General features: G+C 39.2%; 4 protein-coding genes and 3 pseudogenes. 1 reads left to right on the top strand and 6 read right to left on the bottom strand.

Features of this window, described 5'->3' with window-relative positions; translation table 11 throughout:
* The 6 genes and pseudogenes from QUA36_RS31000 to QUA36_RS30975 form a co-directional block, all read right to left on the bottom strand.
* A pseudogene (locus QUA36_RS31000) lies at positions 1–172 on the bottom strand (IS5/IS1182 family transposase); the annotation flags it as partial.
* Positions 173–207: 35 nt separating this feature from the next.
* Positions 208–567, bottom strand: a complete 360-nt coding sequence (locus QUA36_RS31525) for a hypothetical protein (protein ID WP_333168667.1) — start codon at positions 565–567, stop codon at positions 208–210.
* Between the two features lie 301 nt (positions 568–868).
* Positions 869–1449: pseudogene (locus QUA36_RS30990) on the bottom strand (IS630 family transposase).
* Positions 1450–1466: 17 nt separating this feature from the next.
* The gene (locus tag QUA36_RS30985) at positions 1467–1937 is read right to left on the bottom strand and encodes a helix-turn-helix domain-containing protein (RefSeq protein ID WP_333460137.1); all 471 of its coding nucleotides are present in this window, start codon (positions 1935–1937) and stop codon (positions 1467–1469) included.
* Between the two features lie 333 nt (positions 1938–2270).
* The gene (locus QUA36_RS30980) at positions 2271–2471 is read right to left on the bottom strand and encodes a hypothetical protein (protein WP_333168715.1); all 201 of its coding nucleotides are present in this window, start codon (positions 2469–2471) and stop codon (positions 2271–2273) included.
* Between the two features lie 232 nt (positions 2472–2703).
* Positions 2704–3085: pseudogene (locus QUA36_RS30975) on the bottom strand (transposase); the annotation flags it as partial.
* An 88-nt stretch (positions 3086–3173) separates the two neighbouring features.
* Between QUA36_RS30975 and QUA36_RS30970 the strand changes: the two are divergent.
* Positions 3174–3387 (top strand): ISAzo13-like element transposase-related protein (locus QUA36_RS30970; RefSeq protein ID WP_445301473.1); only part of this gene is annotated, 214 nt, incomplete at its 3' end.

Raw genomic sequence — 3387 nt, 5'->3', positions numbered from 1 at the left:
ACCGTTGCCGTTCTTGAGAACTGTTCGCTAGTCTCACAGCGATCGTACTTTTTGACCTGCTTAGTCTAAACTCCAATTTATAGAGAATATCTATAATTTTTTCGGTGTGAACTCTGGCAAGGTTTAATAATCCTAAGTCGGTCGGATAGGTAATATCGGCGGGGGCGCAGGTCGGGAGCGTGTCACTTTTGCGATAAGCATAAATACTTAAGCAGCTTTGGGTGATTTACCAATTAAGCCGTTTAAGTAAGCACATCGATGAGCTAATACTTGCCCAACATGTTCTGATTTCCAACTTGCTCCAGATATTTTAATCCGTCTAGCTATTTGCTTAATTCCTGATTCTACTGCGCCAGAGCCAATTGAACAAATTCCGTCTCTCTGGAAAACTTCATAATTAATAATTCTTTCCTGATGCTTTTCTAAATACTTACAGAAGTTAATGGCGGATTTTTTCTTTAACTCTGTGAATAGTGCTATTGCACTTGGGACATTTCCTTGCCATAAATATGTTTCGGCTTGCTTTAACCGCTTAATTGAACCACCCACATAAGTGAAGATTTTCATTCAGATGATACCAATCTAAGATTTCTCTTCTGTTCTGTTCACAACTAATTTCCTTGAATATATTCCAGACTCCATCATGTCCATCACCTAGACAAGTTACTGGGTTTGCTAGTGGTTGTTGATTTGCCCAATCAATAATCATATTATTTTGGTCGAAACTAGCTACTATTCCCGCCTCGGAAACAATTGCTTTATAGTCTTTCCACTCAGATTTTTCTCCTTGTGGTGTGATTAACCGGGCTTTGCCACCATCTACACTTAAGTAGGTCGGTATAAAAAAACCAAGGTAAGTAAAGAAATGTTAACAAGCGGAATTGGAGCTGAATTTAAAGCGATTAGTTATATAATTTCCTCGTTGCCCTCTCGCTTCAATTCCATCCATTACTGCGTAGGCAATATCTAGTTCATCTTCAAACATTTGTCCGACCAGTTCATGATTTTTAAGTTGCTGCCATTCCAGTTCAATCTTGTTCATTTCCGAACAGTATTTAGGTAAAAAAAAATATACAATCCCTGGCTTTCCCACTGAGACCATTTTTGTTGGACATCCAGAGATTTGTGTATGGGACTATTATCTTGAATTATCACTCTGATCCGTCCAGTTAATTTCATTTCCAACTCAGCTTGTTGTGCTTCATTTTCCATCATAGTGATATATGATTTGCTGCTAAAACTCCCGACAGCCAACCCATATGCGAAACTGACACACGGCTGTAGCAAGCCTAAAATACTAAGTCTTCGCCCCCTTCGTTTAGTTTGCTCTAACCGTTTTTGCACTCCTATTGGGTAATATGTATATCCAGTGGGACTCCACAAGCAAAAACCTGATTCATCCAGATATTTCAGATCGATTTCTCCCGCCGCCGATGCCAACTCCAACATATCTTGATCTGCCTGTTTTATTGAGCGTTGTAATGGGTCTTGCTTGTCTTTATGGCTTGGTCGGGTTCGTTTCCAAATAATCTTTTTTTTTTGAGGATACGTCTTAATCTGTCAGGACTTAATTTGACCCCACGTTCTTGTTCTAATTTTTGAGCAAGTTGACGACTATTATATCTGCGTGGTTCATTTCTGAGACATTCTTCTAGATGAACAATGTCTGATTCTTTCCATTTTGGTTTGACCCCTCTACCTCTGGTTGACCATAATCCTGTCAAACCCATTTTCACCCACCGATGAATTACTTCTCTAACTGTTTGCTCTCTACAATTAAAATGAGCTGCTATCTCCTCTACATAACATCCCTGGGAGTTTAATCTAATAATTTGTGCTCGATCTTTTACTTTTTGAGGTACTGTTGTTGCCGCCCTCAATTCAAATAGTGTTCGGTCTTCTTCTTGATTGAGAAATACTCTTAAACGTGCGCCCATATTTGTTGATTTTGTAAATTAAATCTTGAGTGTTTACTTATCTTAACATAATTTGGTTTTTTTACGCCTACCTACTTAGTTCAGTAATATCTAATGTTGCTAGTGGTTTATTAAATTTTTGATAATGTACTAATCTTTGTTGTGTTTTCGATGGTACAGTAACTCCCGTTATGTATTTAATATCTTTTGATGCACTTTCATAAGCAGCATTAGCACTCAGTCTTAAACAGCAGTTTTCTAAATGCGGACTTAATCTGCTTCCCGTACCACACCCTAGTAGCTCCGCTTGCTTCTCGGTGATACTTAAATCACCTAATGTACTTTTTAATTTCTTTACCCTTCCTGCTTTTGTCCCGCTAGCTGAGTAGATAAAAAAAATCCGATCTGTGGTGTTACATGAGTTAATACTCTTTCTTTTACTGCTAGCTCGATATCTTCTAATGTCTTTAACGATTCAGGTTCACAATCCGCATACAGGATTGCAGAAATAGCTTCTACATGTGTTTGAATCGCCTGTTGCTGTTCTGGGGTCATGGTTCAGTTGCCATTAATAAGACACTATTATTCTCGCCTATTTTGCTCAACAAAGGCTCAAACCCACTATTTTACTTTTCTTGAGTATTTATGCTTATCGCAAAAGTGACACGCTCCCCGCAGGTCGCATCTACGATCAACTTTACTCGATTTTGTGACTCATTTTTGGCGTCCGAATCCTTTTTTTTTCGGGTTTGCCTGCGGCGGTTTCTCGTATTTTCACAGGCGATTCCTTCGTTCACTTTGTTAATTAAATTCCCACTAATCCGTTGTCGAAAGTGAACTAATAATGATGGGTCAAATGGCAGCTCGTTACTGTAGCTTAATTGACCGATGAAGTATTGTAGATAGGGATTTTCGCGGATTTGTTCTACTGTTTCCCGATCGCTAATTCCCAGTTTTTCTTTAATAATTAATGCTCCCAACGCCATCCGAAAGGATTTAGCTGGTGCGCCCATCACTGTCGGGAAGTTTTCAGCATATTCTGATTCAAACTCTGACCACGGGATTAGTTGGGCCATTTTTACCCAACGGTTGTCAGCAGACAACCTTCCTTCGAATGGCAGTTCAAACTTGGATGGGGGGCTTGGGGCAAGCTCAGCTTTTCTGTACACGATCGCAGGTGGTGATGCACGACTTTTGATCTATTTTAGCAGTTTTTCTTGCACCCTTCCACCTTTTTAGGGTCAGACAACTCATACAGTGTTTACTTTTGCAACTGCTTCAGCAAGTCCTAAATATAATCCGATAGAACATCGACTTTTTCCTCATATTACCAGGGCTTGTCAAGGAGTAATTTTTACAAGTTTAGAATTAGTGAAAGTTCTCGGAGAAAAAATTCACACTAAAACGGGACTATCTGTAGCTGTAAATATCCTTAATAAAGTTTATCAAACTGGTCGAAAGGTGGCTGATA

Origin of the sequence: Microcoleus sp. Pol10D4 (genome assembly GCF_036701555.1) — a bacterium.
Lineage (GTDB): Bacteria > Cyanobacteriota > Cyanobacteriia > Cyanobacteriales > Microcoleaceae > Microcoleus.
The sequence above is the reverse complement of the archived record's forward strand: the minus strand, read 5'-3'. Positions and strand labels throughout refer to the sequence as shown.